A 16,331-nucleotide genomic window follows, 5' to 3' on the forward strand; every position below is an offset into this window, starting at 1 on the left:
ACCGCGACGGCTGCTGCCGGTGGCCGGGCGCAGGTGTCTTCGGGCCGAGAGGTTGGGCCAGTGAAAGCGTCTGTCCGGTGGCGACCAAGCCCGCGGCTCTGCGCGTCACGCCGGTTGTGACAAGGTTGAGTGCACCGGCTTCGTCGTCGGCGCCCCATCGTCCCCAGTTGTTGCTCATGCGCAACTCCGATCCTGTATCAGTTGTGCTTCCACCAGTGCCGCCGCCTGTTCGCGTAGACCTCGACGCACCAGTTTTCCGGTCACGACGTCGACCACCAGCGCCTCCGCTTGGGGCGATTCGGTAGCGCATGCTGCGAGTAGCGCAGGCAGGCTCGCCGCTGCGGGTGGGTCAGCCATGGTTCTTCGAGTCGTGATGGCACATTGCGATCTATCTCCTCATGGGGTTCTGCTCAGCGAGCTCGCGACGGTGAGCCGGCAACCCTCAAGTTCTCGGTTTTTCGAAATGGTTTTCCTGTATTCGAATGCTAGCGATCCGCGCGTGGCGACGTCAAGGGTCCGGGGAGGTGGGTGTCTTCGGACTGCCCAGGGCCGTCTGGCGCCACGTGTTCGTGAATTGCCCCGCCGGGGCGACGTCGGCGCGACGGCGCGACATGCGAAGCGGGAGAGGTTAATCGCATGCGAGCACAGCCAGCGGTTCACCTCACGACGGCAGCGCCGCGCGAGGCGGACAGTGCCGGTGTCAAGTCTGCCGACTTGCCTCATCGTGACCGCCCCCGGCGGATACGGGATTTCTCTTGACAAGGCCGCGGTCCGGTGACACATTTCACAACTAGGAAAATGGTTCCGAATTTAGGAAGTATGCACAGCGTCGTATTCCGCTCACAGAGGGCGACGCTCGTCCGGCGCCCTATGCCGCCGGAACTGGAACGGACGATCCTGTTCGGGTCTCGCCGCTGCGCTTCACCAATCCTGGATTCCTCGAGGCTGAGAAGGAGAAAAAAGTGACGATCAAGCTTCGCAACGCACGGCTGATCGATGGGACGGGGGCAGAGCCGTATCTCGCCGAAATCGTGATCGAAGGGCAGCGGATCGTCAGTGTCGCTGCCGAGGGGACCGGGAACGGGCAGGGCCCCGACGCCACAGTCATCGACGTCGGCGGCGCGACGGTCATGCCGGGACTGATCGATGCTCACTCGCATCCGAGCTTCCTTCCCGAGATCGACCTTGCCAAAATGGGCGATCTGCCGGTCGAGGAGCACACGTTGCTCACTGCTCGCAACGCACGGCTGATGCTGGATCAGGGGTTCACCAGCATTCTGTGCGCCGCATCGGCGAAGCCGCGACTGGACCTGGTGGTCCGGAACGAAATCAACGCGGGCAACCTGATCGGACCGCGCATGCTGGTCGCATCCCCCGAGCTGACCGTCACCGGAGGAGTCGGCGATGTCCGGCTGCCGCACATGCATCGGCAATCCGTCGAGCATGTCTGCGATGGCGTGGATCAATTCCGCCAGACGACGCGGTGGTACATGCGTGAAGGCGTCGACCATATGAAGCTCGACATCTCTGGTGACGAGTTCATTCCATACGCCAAAGGCCGCATGACCACCATGACCGACGAGGAGGTCGCCGCCACGTGCCAGGTGGCCCATGCTCGCGGAAAACGCGTGGCGGCACACGCCCGAAGCGCGGAATCGGTGAAGATGTGCGTCCGCCACGGCATCGAGATCATCTTCCATGCCGATTTCACCGACGAGGAAGGTCTCGACCTGGTGGCCGAGAACAAGGACAAACACTTCGTGGCCCCGGCCTTCGGCTTCCTCCACACGTCGAGGTACGAGGCCGGCGACTGGGGGCTGACCCCGGAAGTCACTGCTTCGATGGGTCTCGACGAACAGCTGGAGAGCCTGATCGCGAACATGATCGAGCTCAAGAAGCGTGGAGTTCGAGTGTTGCCCGGCGGCGACTACTTCGTGCCCTGGAACCCGATGGGCAACAATGCCCGGGACCTGGAGCATTTCGTCAACTTCCTGGAGTTCAGCCCGATGGAGGCCATCGAGTCCGCGACCCGCCTCGGTGGCGAGCTCATGCTCCAACCAGACGATTTGGGTTGCATCAAGGCCGGTTACCTCGCTGACCTGCTGGTTCTCGACGGTGACCCATTGGAGGACATCGCGATCCTGCAGAATCAGTCGACCTTCACCGGCATCATGAAGGATGGCGTTTGGCACAAGGAACCACCGCTCTCTCGAAGCGGTGACGTCGAGAAATGGTCGATCAGCGGGTCCGCGGCCGGCGCCCCCGAACCGGTTCTTCGGTAGCGGGTACGGGAATGATCGAGGTGAATGGTCGCCAGCAGTATGTGGTGCTGGCCAACATGACCACTGTGACGACGGCCAGCTTTCGAGAACGCGTCGAGGTGGCGGCGGCCGCCGGTTTCGATGCGCTGGGCATCAGCCTGGACACGTACCGTCGGGTCGTCGCAGAGGAGATGAGCCCGAAGGAGATCCAGGCCGTTGTGGTCGACAACGGCCTGGAGATCGTCGAACTCGAAGCAGTATTCGGGTTTGCCGTTCCCACCGCCGAGACCGGCGTGCCGTTTGGCGGTGGGCTCGTGTACACCACCCCGGACGACCTGAACGAGTTTTGGGCCATGGCCGAACTTTTCGGCGCACGGCACTTGCAAGCTGTCGGGGCATTCGACCGAACGGATCTGGAGCCCGACGTCGTGGAGCGATTCGCATCGCTCTGCGACCGTGCAGCCGACGTCGGGCTGCAGATCGCTCTCGAGTTCGTGCCCACGACCAATATTCCGGACGCGGGCACGGCTCTCGCGATCATCGAGCAGTCCGGCCGGGACAATGCCGGCCTCTGCGTCGATTCGTGGCACCACACGCGCGGAGCCAACGACCTGGAGATGCTGCGGTCGATTCCGTCTCGACGAGTCACGATGATCCAGATCAACGACGGTCCAAAGGATCCCGCCGATCCTGACTTCTTGGTGGAGACCCTTCACCATCGGGCGGTGCCGGGCACCGGTGACTTCGACCTCGACGGTTTCGTCGACGCCGTGACCGAGGGCGGTGTGACCGCGCCGGTGTCTGTCGAGGTGATTTCGGACGAACTTGCCCGACTCGAACCAGCCGAGGCAGCACGCCGCTGCTACGACGGCGCGATCGAAGCGCTGGCAGGGAAATAGGTTCGTGCGTGCGGGGCCAGGCTGAACCCAGGGCATGCTTCGCTGGGCCCACGGGGGGCATACCTGCGTAGGAAATGCAGGTAGTGAAGCACGTAGATCACCGCCGTCACACTCGCCGCGCAATCGCGAGCCTTATCGGCATGTACACACGTTCATGCCTTTACCTCACCGGGTTCGGTCTCCTTGCTGTTCGTGGAGGCACCGGGATGCATATGGCCCCTTGCTGTTCGGGCCGAATCATGCAGGCGCGCTGGGTCGATAGCTAGTCGGTAAGCCGGAGGTCCACGGGCCTCCGGCTCGCTGGCATGTGGTGCCACATGGGCCGATGTGGGGGTGCTGCGAAAGAAATGAGGGTTGACATGGCGTACCTGAGCGACGACACTTTTCGATGTTAGGAATTCAATTTCGAATTTGCGAAGATCATCGCCGCGGTCTGCTTTCGGAGGGGAGCAGTGCCGCCGGCAAGACGCGGCCGACCAGGACGCGGATGGGGCGAGTGCTGACCGCCATCGCGGACACCCTTCCCCCGACGGCAGAAAAGGACGTCATGAACGGTACAAACACGTCGAATGCCACGGCGTCAGCGCACGCGCTGACGCCTGTGCGGATACTCGACGAGAACGGAATGCTGGTCGGTGAGCCGCCGCAGATCGAGCCGGAGCGCCTGCGTGCGATGCTGCGCCTGATGATGCTTGGACGCCGCCTGGACCAAAAGGCAATTTCCTTGCAGCGCAGGGGGAAACTCGGTACCTACCCACCCTTGTCCGGGCAGGAGGCCGCCGCGGTCGGCACGGCATACGCGATGGATGCCGAAGTAGACCACTTCGTGCCCCAGTACCGTGAACAACTCACGATGCTGCACTGGGGGTTGCCGCTATCTACCTACCTTCTGCAGCGGATGGGGCACCCCGCAGGCTCGGCCCTGCCGTCCCACGGCCGGTTGTGGCCGCAGCAGGTCGCGCTTGGCGCGCACCTGCCTCATGCGGTCGGGCTCGCATGGGGAATGCGACTGCAGGGCAAGCCGGGCGTGGTACTGACCCAGTTCGGCGACGGCGCCTCCAATGAGGGCGACTTTCACGAAGCGTGCAATATCGCAGGCGTCAAACGCACGCCGCTCGTCATGGTGTGCCAGAACAATGGCTGGGCCATCTCGATCCCGTGGCATGAGCAGTCGGCCGCAGAGTCCGTGGCGTCGCGCGCAGCAGGTTACGGATTCCCAGGGATCGCAGTCGACGGTAATGATGTGCTCGCGGTCTACACGGCCGTAGCGGATGCGCGGGCCCGTGCCGAGGCCGGCGACGGCCCGACACTGATCGAGGCGCGATGCCATCGGCTCGGCGCCCATTCGACAGCCGACGACCCCAAGCGCTACCGACCCGCCGACTTCGACGAGCGGGCAGCTGAGGTTGATCCGATCCACCGGTTCCGGGCCTACCTCGTCGGCCTCGGACAGTGGGACGACACCGCTGACGCCGACACGATCGCCTGGTGCGACGACCAGATTGCCACGGCAGTTGCCGAGTTCGATGCCACGCCGCCGCCCGACCCCGGGCAGATGCTGCAGCACCTCTACGCAGAGCCCGATATGCGACTACGTCGCCAGCAGGAGGAACTGCGTACGAGTATCGAGGAGAACCGATGACTGGCATGAACATGGTGGAAGCGGTGCGCAGCACGCTCGAGGCAGAGATGCGCCGCGACGAACGGGTTGTCCTGCTCGGCGAGGATGTCGGGAAGTCGGGCGGCGTCTTCCGGGCGACGGACCGGTTGCAGACGGAGTTCGGGGCGGACCGCGTCTTCGACATGCCGACCAGTGAGGCGGGGATAATCGGGGCCGCCGTCGGGCTCGCCGGCTCTGGCCTGGTGCCCGTCGTCGAAATGCAGTTTCTCGGCTTCACTCAGCAGGGGTTCCATCAGCTAGGCAATCAGCTCGCCCGGATGCGCTATCGCACAAACGGTGCTCTGACAATGCCGGTGACCATTCGCGCGCCCTTCGGAGGTGGCGTACGCACCCCAGAACTGCATTCCGACGCCTTCGAAGCGCTCTTCGCCCACAACCCCGGGATGCGGCTGGTTGCCCCCGCGACGGCAGCGGACATGAAGGGGTTGCTGGCCACAGCAATTCGGGATCCGGATCCGATCTTTGTCCTCGAGCCGCTCCGTGGCTACCGGCTTGTGCGGGACGACGTTCCCGACGGTGACCACCTCGTCCCGTTCGGTAAGGCGCGCATCGCGCGTGAGGGGACCGATGTCACCGTCATCGCGTGGAGCGCGATGGTCCAGGTCGCAATGGAGGCCGCGACTGCTGCCGCTGAGCAGGGTATCGATGTGCAAGTCATCGACCTGCGCTCACTTGTCCCGCTCGATTGCGACACCATACGTGAGGCTGTGGCGCGCACCGGCCGAGCAATCGTTGTTCAGGAGGCTCCCTACACCGGCGGGTTTGCTGGCGAGGTCGCCGCTACCGTCGCCGAAGAGGCTTTTCTGCACCTCGAAGCCCCGGTCACCCGCGTCGGCGGATATGACATCCCGTTTCCCATGCCCCAGCTCGAGGATCACTACATCCCCGACGCGAGGCGAATCTTGCGCGCGATCCGCGCTGCCGTCGACTTCTGAGGATCGATACATGTCTTATACCTTTCACTTGCCCGATATCGGCGAAGGCATCGCAGAGGCGGAAATAGTCCGATGGCTCGTCGGCCCGGGAGATCAGGTCGTCGAGGACCAGCCCGTCGCCGAGATCGAAACCGATAAGGCGCTGGTAGAAATGCCTTCCCCGGCGACCGGCCAGGTCGCCGAGCTCTGTGCACCAGAGGGCGCCATGGTCCGGGTCGGAGAACGTCTCATCGTGATCGCCGATGGCTCGGCCCCCACGCCGGCCGAGCCGGCGCAGTCCATTGACGGCGAGGCAGGCGCGCCGCCGGCCGGCTCGGCCAATCACACTCCCCAGAGTGCAAACGGATCCGGTGCGCAGAAGCGGCCACTGGCAACACCGTCGACCCGGCGGCTCGCCAGGGAGGTCGGTGTGAGCCTCGAGGGTCTGGTGGGCACAGGGCCCGGAGGACGCATCAATGACGACGACGTTCGCGCTGCCGCTCACGGAGCATCGCAGGAGGAGGCCGGCCCCGCGGGGGCGGCGACTGCGGCAGCCACAGAGCGTTCGATTCCGGAGTCCGGGACCCACCAGCCGGCCGGTCTCACAGAAGACCAGCGAATACCGGTCCGGGGGTTGCGCCGGCGTACCGCGGAGGCGATGGTCCGTGCACTCCGCGACATCCCGCACACTGTCGCGATGCACCACGCGGACGTGGGGGATCTACTCGCCCTGCGCAAGACGCTGCTGCCCAGAGCCGAGGCCAAGGGAATCGGCCTCACCCTGACCCCGTTCCTGGTGAAGGCCACGGCGCTCGCGCTGGCCCAGTTCCCCATGGCCAACGCCAGTTTCGATGACGCAGCCCAGGAAATCATCGTGCGGGCACGGCGAAATGTCGGATTTGCCGTCAATACCCCTGACGGCCTGGTCATTCCGGTGGTCAAGGATGCCGATCGGAAGCCGCTGCTGGCCATCGCGCGCGAGGTGGAGGCCCTCACCGCCGCAGCACGGACCCGAACGGTGGCGATCGAGCAGATGCAGGAGGGCACGTTCACCATCAGCAATCACGGGCCGCTCGGCGGGAACTTCGGTACGCCCATCATCCGCGCACCCGAGGGCGGCATCCTGGGCTTCGGGCGCGCTACCCCGCAGGCCGTCGTCCGTGACGGCGAAATTGTCGCACGTACGTTGCTGCCGATCTCGTACTCCGCCGACCACAGGCTGGTCGACGGCGACGTCGTGATCGGCTTCTGCCAGGCACTGATCACGCTGTTAGAGGCGCCGGTGCAGCTTCTCGTCGAGGAAGGATGACATGGTTGTAGGAGAGATGGCCGAGCCGGTCGAGGTGCTGGTGGTGGGTGGTGGCCCCGGAGGCTACACGGCCGCCGCCCGGGCCGCGGAGCTGGGCAAAGAGGTTCTGCTCGTCGAGCGGAGCGATCTCGGTGGGGTGTGTCTGAATGTCGGATGCATCCCCTCGAAGGTCTTCACGACCGCCGCGCACGACCTTGCTCGTAGCGCACGACTTCCCGTCCAGGGACCACAGCTGCAGTCCAGAATCGACCTTTCCGGTCTGCAGGCCTGGCGAAAGCAGGTCGTCGACCGGCTGGTCGGGGGCGTCAGCGCCACTCTGGGCCGGGTGCGGGTGGTGTCCGGCACCGCGTTCTTTCTCGATGAGCACCGGATCTCGGTCGAGAGCGGTGATCACGTCCAGCACTTTCGGTTCGAGCAGGCGATCCTGGCCACCGGCTCCCAACCGGTGGAGCTCGCGGCTCTGCCCGTCGATGGGATCCGGGTGTTCGACTCGACGGGAGTGCTCGCCTTCGACGAGGTGCCGCCCTCGCTCGTAGTTGTGGGAGGCGGCTACGTCGGGATGGAACTGGGCATGGCGTTCGCCCATTTCGGCACTCGTGTCACCGTTGTCGAGGCCACCGACAGGTTGCTCGCGGGATTCGACCCCGACCTGGTGCAGGTGGTCACCGAGCGCGCGGGCGAGCTGGGGATCGACATCCGCCTCGGCACGACCGCCGTCGGAGTCCAGGCCGACAACTTGCTGGTCCGCACGGACGGCACAGACGACCAGGTGCCCGCGCACGCGATCCTGGTCGCCGTGGGCCGCGGCCCGGTCACCGGCGACCTGCAGCTCGACAGGCTGGGACTCACAGTGACTGAGACCGGACACATCCCCGTGGACGCGCAGTGCAGGACCGCGCTGCCCCACGTATTCGCCATCGGGGACATCACCACAGGACCCGCGCTCGCCCACAAGGCGATGGCCGAGGGAGTCGTGGCCGCCGAGGCGATCTCCGGGCTGCCGAGCGCCTTCGACGCGCAGGTGCCGCTCATCGCGTTCACCGACCCTGAAATCGCGGCCGTGGGGCTGACGGCGGAGCAGGCCGAGGAGCAAGGGTACGAGGTAGTAGTGGGCCGTAGCTCGTTCGCCACCTCCGGGCGGGCTGTAGTGCTCGGCGAGGCCGACGGGATGGTGAAGATCGTCGTCGACGCGGAGACGGACGTGGTGCTCGGGGTACACATGGTCGGCCCCAGCGCGTGTGATCTCATTGCCCAGGCCGCAGTCGCAGTCGAGACTTCCTGCCGCGCCGAAGATTTGGTGGCCACCATCCACCCACATCCGTCTCTGGTGGAGACGGTGCATGCGGCCGCAGTGGCTGCACGCCGTCGCGCTGCACGCAGGAGGAACCGATGAACGCCCCAGACACTCCGTTGCCCGCGTCGATTTCCGAGATCATTCAGGACACCTCACGGCAACGCCGCTCCCAGCCCGCCGTCATCGACGAGCAGGGAGAGCTCAGCCACAGTCAGCTCGCGGAGTACGTGGCGGCGACTGCGGCTGGGCTGCGTACGATCGGAGTCGGCCCGGGAACCCGGGTCGGTCTGTTGTGCACGAACCGCAGAGAGTGGCTCGTCGCTACCTATGCCGCGATAACGGTCGGAGCCACCGTGGCGGCCTTCGCGACCTGGTCGCGGCGGTGGGATCTCGATCACCTACTCACACACTCGCGCTGCGAGGTGCTCATCACAGTAGATGGATTCGGCCCGACCGACCTGATGCCCACGATCCGCGAGCTCGTCCCCGAAGCGTGGAGTGCCGCCGGGCCAGGTTGGCGTTCCGCGACCTACCCCGCACTGCGCGGTGTGGTGATCATCGGAAACCGGGTCCCCGAGGGGGCGTACGCGTTCCGAGACCTGGGCGAACATCGTCGCGGCAGCGCCGTCCCCATCGTCGAGACCGACACCGATGGCACCGATCTGGTTCTCTACACATCGGGTTCGACATCGAGGCCGAAAGCCGTCCGGCTCGGACAACACGATGCCATCGACCATGCCCGCGAGGTCGCCGAGCGGATGGGGATCACACCCGAGGACCGAATCGTGGTGCCCGTCCCGCTCTTCTGGAGTTACGGCGGGGCCAACGCACTGATGGTCGCCCTCGTCACCGGTTGCACGATCGTCCTCCAGGAGACCTTCGATGCGGGCGGGATCCTCGAGCAGATCGAGCGGCACCAGTGCACTGCCATCTACACGTTGCCCTCCATCACCCGTAGCCTGCTGGCGAACCCCGAGTTCTCCCGCGCCCGCACCGCGAGTCTGCAACGGGGGATGACAATCGGCCCGAACGCCGATGTTCGTTCCGCCGCAGAGGAACTCGGCGTGACCGACATCTGCAACGCATACGGGTCGACGGAAATGTATGGCGGTGCCACGGTCACACCGCATGACTGGCCACTCGATATGAAGTGCTCGACCCAGGGCCCGCCGCTGACGGGAAACCTGGTTTCGATCATCGACCCGGAGACCGGCGCCGAACTGCCCGCCGGGATGGTCGGCGAGATCGCAGTGTCCGGCTTCGTCTCATCCGGCTATCTCGACCAGCCGGATGAGTCCGCCGTTGCGTTCACCGAACACGGCGCCGTCCGCACCGGTGACCTCGGGCAACTCGACGACGACGGCAGGCTGCACTTCGCCGGCCGTGCCTCGGAGATGATCCGGACCGGTGGCATCAACGTCTCCCCGCTCGAGGTGGAGGACTTCTTGCTCACTCACGACGAGGTCTTGGAGGCGGCGGTCGTGGGGGTCGACGACAGCGACAAGGATCAGGTCCCCATCGGGTTCGTCCGCGTCGACGGCTCAGCCGTCACAGACGAGGCCGCGCTGGTGGACTACTGCCGCCATCACATCGCCTCCTACAAAGTTCCTGGCCGAATCGTGATGAGGCATAACGAGTTACCTCGAACCTTGACGGGGAAGCTCATTCGAAACGCTTTGCTGGACGAAGCCAAAGAAGTGTGGGCGTCGTCCAATAACACAAAGGAGTACACAGAGTGACGAACACCGATGTCGAGGGGGAGACCTCGCGGCTGGACGAACGAAAGATTCGCGAGGCTGTGGCGGTGGCCAACGTGCCGACCTTGCTGATGGTGCTGTTCCAGATGACAGGGGAGCAGCGTTGGTTGGCCGAGCCCTACCTGCCTACCCCTGTACGGGGGCTCAGCGACAACGACACAGCCGGGCTCGAACAGTCGCTCCAGGACGAGATCCGACACGCAGCGGCAGAGGCGATCCTGAATTGGGGCAGAAGCGGTTCCCTCGCGGTTCCGCAACTGTCACCCGACCAGCTGATCGAGATGTTGCGCGTCTCGGTCGGGGAGCACGTGCCCCACAGGTATGCCGACATGGCCAACCACGAATTGCAGGTCGGCGCGGGCGAGACGAACGAGGCTCCCTCGATGGTCCCGCCGCCAGGCTTCGACGCCATCGTCATCGGCGCCGGCGCGTCGGGCCTCTGCGCCGCATACCGGCTGGGCGAAATGGGCATTTCCTACACCGTGCTCGAGCGGAACGACGAAGTCGGCGGAACATGGCTGGAGAACCGCTACCCGGGATGCGGTGTCGACACACCGAGTCACCTGTACTCGTTCTCGTTCGCGCGGCACGATTGGTCCCGCTGGTTCGCCTCGCGGGACGAGTTGCACGGTTACTTCCAACAGATTGCCGACCGGTTCGGAATTCGCCCGAACATCAGGTTCGGCATCGAGGTCGAGGGCGCCACCTGGGATGACGACACCCGGCGGTGGACACTGGATCTGATCGACCAGGACGGTCACCGATCGACCACCACTGCCGCGATCGTGATCAGCGCAGTCGGCGCCTTCAACAAGCCGAAGATCCCCTCGATCCCGGGCACCGATTCGTTCACCGGGCCCGTGGTCCACACCGCGCGGTGGCCCGAGGACCTGGACGTCGCAGGCCGGCGGGTAGGAGTGATCGGCAACGGGGCGAGCGCGATGCAGCTGGTTCCCGCGATCGCCGATGCCGCCGAGTCGGTCACGGTATTCCAGCGGTCGCCACAGTGGGCCGCCCCGTTCGAAAAATTCAAGGTCGATGTTCCAGAGCCGATCCGCTACCTCATGGCTGAGGTCCCGCTGTACCGGTCGTGGTATCGGCTCCGGCTGACCTGGATCTTCAACGACCGCGGCCACGACGGATTGCAGAGAGATGCTCAATGGCCGCACCAGCATCGGTCGATCAATGCGATGAACGACGGCCACCGGCGTTTCCTCACCCGATACCTGGTCAAGGAGCTCGACGGGCAGTTGGAGATGCTCGGCGATGTGTTGCCGACCTATCCGCCCTTCGGAAAGCGAATGCTGCTCGACAACCACTGGTTCGCCACGCTGGCCCGCGACGACGTCCACTTGCAGACGACACCGATCGCCGAGATCCAGGATCAGTGCGTCCTCACCACGGACGGCCTCACACATCAAATCGACGTTCTGGTGTTCGCAACGGGATTCGATGTCGTCAGATTCCTCGCTCCCATGCGGATCACGGGCCGCAGCGGCCGCACACTCGAGGCGGCCTGGGACGGTGACGACGCGCGTGCCTATCTCGGCGTCGCGGTTCCGGACTTCCCCAACTTTTTTTGCCTGTACGGTCCCAACACCCAGTTCGGACACGGTGGAAGCCTCATTTCCATGATGGAGCTCCAGATGAATTACATCGTCGATCTGATGAATCAGATGATCACCAAGGACCTGGACTCCGTGGAGTGCAGCCAGGACGTCTATGACGACTACAACCGCAAAGTTGATGACGCGCACTCCCGGATGGTGTGGTCCCACCCCGGGATGGACGTCTACTACCGCAACTCCAAGGGACGCGTCGTGGTCAACAACCCATTCAAGGTGGTCGACTTCTGGGACATGATCCGCCGAGCCGATCTGGGCGACTTCCGAACCACCGAACGTGCCTCAGGAGACATGAGATGAAGATTGCAGGTTGCTCCGCAGTGATCAGCGGGGGAGCGTCGGGTCTGGGCGCGGCTGCCGCTCGCCGGTTGGCCCGAGCCGGCGCGAGCGTAGTGCTACTCGACCTCCCCCGGTCGGAGGAGGCAGGCGCGGCGCTCGCCGCAGAGTTGGGTGGCGGCGCCGTTTTCGTACCCGGGGATGTGACGAATTGGGACGACGTGGGCGCTGCCATGCAGACGGCACGGGAGCTTGCTCCGCTGCGGATCGCGGTGGCCGCCGCTGGAATTGCGACCAGCGGGAGTCTTGTCGGCCCGCGCAGCGACAAGGGAGAGCTGTTCGCCCAGACGGTGGCTGTGAATCTCGGCGGAACCTATGCCCTCATCGCGCAAGCTGCTTCCGCGATGAGTGAGCATGCGCAGACCGACGGAGACCGAGGCGTGGTGGTCTGCACTGCTTCGATCGCCGCATATGAGGGGCAGGTTGGCCAAGTGGCCTACGCGGCCTCCAAGAGCGGAGTCGCAGGAATGACGCTGCCGGCCGCGAGGGAGCTCGCCCGGCACCAGATCCGCGTCGTCACCATTGCCCCCGGTTTGTTCGAAACTCCGATGTTCGCGGGAGTCGCGGATGAGGTGCGCGCCTCGGTGGGGGCACAGGTTCCACACCCGAGTCGGCTCGGCAAACCCGATGAGTATGCAGGTCTCGTGCAGCACGTGATCGAGAATTCGATGCTCAATGGTGAGGTGATCCGGCTCGACGGCGCGATCAGGATGGGGCCGCGGTGAGCATGCTTCGAGATTGACCCAAGGATCCATGCTTTCGAGATATCGAATTCGAATCCGTTTTTATGTAGTAAAATGAACAGTTGAGTGATGGGAGTTCAAGTATGGGTCCGTTGGCGGGGATCAGTGTGGTCGAGTTTGCAGGCATCGGACCGACGCCCTTCGTCGCTCTCTTACTGAGCGACTTGGGAGCTGATGTGATCACCATCGACCGGGTACCTTCCGCGGATGGCGGCACACCAGACGACTTGGTCCGAATGACCACCGGGGGGCTCGGCCGGGGGCGCCGCTCGGTGGCTGTCGACCTCAAGTCCCCCGATGGGATCGATACGGTGCTCGAACTGCTGAAGAACGCGGACGGACTGATCGAGGGATACCGGCCTGGAGTCATGGAACGCCTGGGCTTGGGGCCGGAGGTGTGTCTGGCCCGAAACCCGCGCCTGGTCTTCGGGAGAATGACCGGATGGGGCCAGGATGGCGAAATGGCCCAGCGTGCCGGTCACGACCTGAACTACATTGCGGTCGCTGGCGTGCTGCACCACATCGGCGGCCGAGATCAGGCGCCCACGGTGCCGTTGAACCTCATCGGCGACTTCGGCGGTGGCGGCCTGCTCCTCGCATTCGGCATGGTCGCAGCGATGCTCGAAGCGAAGAACTCGGGACAGGGCCAGGTGGTGGATGCGTCGATGGCCGAGGGCTCGGCGCTGCTGATGACAATGATGTACGAGCTGTCCGGGCGTGGCATGTGGGACCACGACAGGGAGTCGAACATGAACGACGGCGGCGCCCACTTCTACAGCGTGTACGCCACATCCGACGACAAGTATGTCGCGGTGGCCGCCATGGAACCGAAGTTCTACGCGAACCTACTCTCGGCGCTTGGGCTCGATGGCCGCGATCTGCCCGATCAGTGGGACCGTAGTCAGTGGCCGGCGCTACGCGAAGTGTTCGCAGAGGTCTTCCGGACGCGGACCCGCGACGCGTGGACGGCGCTGCTGGAGGACACCGACTCGTGCGTCACTCCGGTCCTGTCCATGCTGGAAGCGCCCAGTCATCGTCACAACGTATCGAGGAATGCATTTGTCGAGGTTGACGACATCACTCAGCCTGCCCCGGCTCCCCGATTCAGTCGCACGCCCACACAGGTGCGGCGCGGCGTGGCGGAACCGGGACAGCACTCGGTGGAGGTGCTCCGCGAAGCGGGTATAGATGAAGCACGGATCGACGCGCTGCTCGCATCTGGCTCGATCGCCTCAACAGATCAGGAGGTCAAGGTATGAACCCGGATCGATTCTTGAGGACATTCGATGTCCTCGACGCACTCGTCGATGCACCTGACGGGCTGCGGCTCACCGAGATCAGCCAGGCGGTCGGTGCGCCGGTCAGCAGCACTCACAACCTGCTGCAGACGATGCTCGCCGCCGAAATTATCGCGGCCACAGATGATCTCCGCTACACGGTCGGACCGAGAGCTGTTCGAGTCGGCATCAAGATCATGAATTCGCTCGAAGTACGTACGCTCGGGCGGCGGCATCTCGAACGTCTCGCCAAGACGCTGGGCAACGACGTGTACCTGGCGGTACGGGTCGGCGATCGGATCGTGTACGTGGATCGTTTTCGCGGGACGCAGCCCGTGTCGGTCAACATCAGGATCGGCGATTCCCTGGCGCTGCATGCGACCGCGGTCGGAAAACTGTATGCCGCATATGAGGATGACTTGCGCGCGCGGGTACTTGCGCGTCCGCAACGTCGGTTGACATCCACGACGATCACCGAACCGGAATTGCTGGAAGCCGAGTTCGATCGGATCCGGCAGCGTGGACTGTCTGTCAGCCGAGAGGAGGGCTATCCGGGAATCTTTGGAATCGCTGTTCCGGTTCGCGACGCTGCGGGGGCGATGGTGGCTGCGATCCACGTTTCTGCGCTCAGTGCAGGCCTCGACACCGACCGGGAAGACGAGCTGATCGAGCAGAGCCAGCGGACCGCTGCGGAGATCCAAGACGATCTCGGCGTCAACGACCTCGCCAAGCTGGTTTCGCCTGGCACCGCCACCCCGGTAGCGGGCCCGCCGGCGCGACTGCCACGAAGTCTGCCGCAAAAGCGGCGCGGCGCTGAAACATGAGGGCACCCAGCGACACCGACATTCCGGAGGCACACCGGATAGACCCGCAGATGCGTCGACAGCTGGCGACGCTGCGTGATTCTCTCGGACCACGCGGTTTCCTGAGCGTCGCCGACCTGAAAGAAAGGCGTCGGCTGTACGACCGGCTGGGCATGAGCGTCACGGCCCCTAGCGAGCAGCCTGGAGTCGTCCGGAGCGACGTCGTTCTGGAGCCGGGTTCGACGGTTCGGGCGCGGATCTACCAACCTACCGAAGACCGCTGCGAGGGCGGACTGCTCTACATCCATGGCGGAGGAATGGTCATGGGCAGCATCGAGGCCGAGGACGCATATGCGGCACAACTCGCCGCGGGCACTGGGGCCACCACGGTCTCCATCGACTACCGGTTGGCCCCGGAGTACCCCTACCCGGCCGCAATCGACGATTGCACGGCAGCACTGACCTGGTTGATGGAATCGGGCCACACACTGGGGATCGACCCGGACAGAGTTGCCGTCTACGGCGTCAGCGGCGGCGGAGGGCTCGCAGCGGCGCTCGCCCTGCGTTGGCGCCACCGCAGAGACCCGCGCATCGCGCTCCTCGCATTGGCGGCGCCCATGCTCGACGACCGCACCGGCGAGCAAGGCGCTCAGCCGGCGCTCGGCGTCTGGGACAGCGAACACAACATCGAAGCGTGGCGTCACATCCTCGGCGATACGGCAGGAGGGACCGAGGTCCCCGCCGACGCCGCCGCGGCGCGCGCGACGGATCTGACAGGCATGCCGCCGACCTTCCTCGACGTCGGCTCGCTCGATCTCTTCCTCCCCGAAAACCTGCGGTTCGCAAATGCATTGGCGACAGCAGGAGTATCCCTGGAGCTGCACGTCCACCCCGGCGCGTACCACGGATTCGACCAGTTGGCGCCCGGGGCGGAGCGCACCCGTCAGGCATGGGCGCAACGCATCGAGGCGCTGCGCCGCGCCCTTCGGCGCGATCTGACCTCGCCCTGACCTCGCCCCAGGTCCGCATCAGACGCTCGCAATCCGACTTGGCGGCGGGCCTTCGCATCCGCTCGTGCCGCCACCACCACGCCCATGACCAACCCGGCATACGTAAAGAACGGTGCCAACCACACTGACCCACAACGTATTCAGCAGATCGGTGCCCCGAACTCGGTGATCCGCGCCATGACAAATCTTCTCTCACGCGCAGATGTCCTCGACTGCCCCGTCGATGACGGCGCACCAGCTACATTGGACCGACTTCGACACCTGCATATGCCGAACTACCCACACCCATACCGGTATTCGAGCCTGAAAATTGAGACTCGACTTAGGCCGAAGTTGCGATGGGTTTGTCCTGGTATTTACGGCTGAGCTGCAGCGGGAGCATGAGACACACCCCTGGTGTAGTCACTAAAATGATTGCCACT

12 protein-coding genes and 1 pseudogene are annotated in these 16,331 nt (G+C 64.7%); all 13 read left to right on the top strand.

The window, feature by feature from the left end; all coding sequences use genetic code 11:
- The first annotated feature begins 962 nt into the window (after window positions 1-962).
- The 13 genes and pseudogenes from ACFWAY_RS20785 to ACFWAY_RS20845 all read left to right on the top strand — a co-directional run bounded on the left by ACFWAY_RS20785 (window position 963) and on the right by ACFWAY_RS20845 (window position 15,909).
- Window positions 963-2,282, top strand: coding sequence for an amidohydrolase family protein (locus tag ACFWAY_RS20785; RefSeq protein ID WP_378456077.1), 1,320 nt, complete (start codon window positions 963-965; stop codon window positions 2,280-2,282).
- Window positions 2,283-2,293: 11 nt separating this feature from the next.
- Window positions 2,294-3,160, top strand: coding sequence for a sugar phosphate isomerase/epimerase family protein (locus ACFWAY_RS20790; RefSeq protein ID WP_378511926.1), 867 nt, complete (start codon window positions 2,294-2,296; stop codon window positions 3,158-3,160).
- A gap of 496 nt (window positions 3,161-3,656) precedes the next feature.
- Complete coding sequence (locus ACFWAY_RS20795) at window positions 3,657-4,802, top strand: thiamine pyrophosphate-dependent dehydrogenase E1 component subunit alpha (protein WP_378511927.1); 1,146 nt, start codon at window positions 3,657-3,659, stop codon at window positions 4,800-4,802.
- Window positions 4,799-5,776 carry an alpha-ketoacid dehydrogenase subunit beta gene (locus tag ACFWAY_RS20800; RefSeq protein ID WP_378456074.1) on the top strand — a complete coding sequence of 326 codons (978 nt, stop codon included), beginning with the start codon at window positions 4,799-4,801 and terminating at the stop codon, window positions 5,774-5,776. The genes ACFWAY_RS20795 and ACFWAY_RS20800 overlap by 4 nt, the downstream gene beginning before the upstream one ends.
- A gap of 10 nt (window positions 5,777-5,786) precedes the next feature.
- Window positions 5,787-7,064 (top strand): dihydrolipoamide acetyltransferase family protein, encoded by a 1,278-nt coding sequence (locus ACFWAY_RS20805; RefSeq protein WP_378456073.1) that lies wholly within the window; start codon window positions 5,787-5,789, stop codon window positions 7,062-7,064.
- 1 nt (window position 7,065) lies between these two features.
- Window positions 7,066-8,457, top strand: coding sequence for a dihydrolipoyl dehydrogenase (lpdA, locus tag ACFWAY_RS20810; RefSeq protein WP_378511928.1), 1,392 nt, complete (start codon window positions 7,066-7,068; stop codon window positions 8,455-8,457).
- On the top strand, window positions 8,454-10,097 hold the full coding sequence (locus tag ACFWAY_RS20815; RefSeq protein ID WP_378511929.1) for a class I adenylate-forming enzyme family protein: 1,644 nt from the start codon (window positions 8,454-8,456) through the stop codon (window positions 10,095-10,097). Before lpdA ends, ACFWAY_RS20815 begins: the two co-directional genes overlap by 4 nt.
- Window positions 10,094-12,040 carry a flavin-containing monooxygenase gene (locus tag ACFWAY_RS20820; protein ID WP_378511930.1) on the top strand — a complete coding sequence of 649 codons (1,947 nt, stop codon included), beginning with the start codon at window positions 10,094-10,096 and terminating at the stop codon, window positions 12,038-12,040. Before ACFWAY_RS20815 ends, ACFWAY_RS20820 begins: the two co-directional genes overlap by 4 nt.
- Window positions 12,037-12,801 (top strand): SDR family NAD(P)-dependent oxidoreductase, encoded by a 765-nt coding sequence (locus tag ACFWAY_RS20825; protein WP_378511931.1) that lies wholly within the window; start codon window positions 12,037-12,039, stop codon window positions 12,799-12,801. Before ACFWAY_RS20820 ends, ACFWAY_RS20825 begins: the two co-directional genes overlap by 4 nt.
- 101 nt (window positions 12,802-12,902) lie before the next feature.
- Window positions 12,903-14,078, top strand: coding sequence for a CaiB/BaiF CoA transferase family protein (locus ACFWAY_RS20830; protein WP_378511932.1), 1,176 nt, complete (start codon window positions 12,903-12,905; stop codon window positions 14,076-14,078).
- Window positions 14,075-14,206: pseudogene (locus tag ACFWAY_RS20835) on the top strand (helix-turn-helix domain-containing protein); the annotation flags it as partial. The gene ACFWAY_RS20830 and the pseudogene ACFWAY_RS20835, both read left to right, overlap by 4 nt.
- A gap of 3 nt (window positions 14,207-14,209) precedes the next feature.
- Window positions 14,210-14,920 (top strand): IclR family transcriptional regulator, encoded by a 711-nt coding sequence (locus tag ACFWAY_RS20840; protein ID WP_378511935.1) that lies wholly within the window; start codon window positions 14,210-14,212, stop codon window positions 14,918-14,920.
- Window positions 14,917-15,909, top strand: a complete 993-nt coding sequence (locus tag ACFWAY_RS20845) for an alpha/beta hydrolase (protein ID WP_378511933.1) — start codon at window positions 14,917-14,919, stop codon at window positions 15,907-15,909. The genes ACFWAY_RS20840 and ACFWAY_RS20845 overlap by 4 nt, the downstream gene beginning before the upstream one ends.
- Window positions 15,910-16,331: the final 422 nt, after the last annotated feature.

It is taken from the genome of Rhodococcus sp. NPDC059968, from assembly GCF_042738615.1.
GTDB lineage: Bacteria > Actinomycetota > Actinomycetes > Mycobacteriales > Mycobacteriaceae > Rhodococcus_F.